The 397-nt window shown below is 69.8% G+C and carries 1 protein-coding gene; it reads right to left on the minus strand.

The genetic code is table 11. The features are described 5' to 3' along the window. Positions 1-397 (minus strand): aldehyde dehydrogenase family protein (locus tag EOA28_RS38415; RefSeq protein WP_128315974.1); only part of this gene is annotated, 397 nt, incomplete at both ends.

The raw sequence follows: 397 nt of genomic DNA on the forward strand, positions 1-397 counted from the left end.
GACCACCGCCGTGCAGCCGGCGGCCAGCGCGAAGGGCAGTTTCTGGCTGACGATCAGGAAGGGGAAATTCCACGGCGTGATGATCGAGACGACGCCGATCGGCTCGCGCAGCACGACGCCGAGCATCGCGTCTCCGAGATTGGCATAGCTCTCGCCATGCAGCGCGCGGGAGAGCGAGGCGGCATAGCGCCAGATGTCGACGGCGCCGCCGATCTCGCCGCGCGCCTGGGCGATCGGCTTGCCGGACTCCAGCGCGTCGAGCCTGGCGATCTCTTCCAGTCGGACCTCGATCAGGTCGGCCGCCTTGAGCAGGATGGCAGCGCGCTCGGACGCCTTCATGCGCGGCCATGGGCCGGTCTCGAAGGCCTTGTGCGCGGCGGCCACCGCGGCCTCGACT

Origin of the sequence: Mesorhizobium sp. M2A.F.Ca.ET.067.02.1.1 (genome assembly GCF_004023285.1) — a bacterium.
GTDB lineage: Bacteria > Pseudomonadota > Alphaproteobacteria > Rhizobiales > Rhizobiaceae > Mesorhizobium.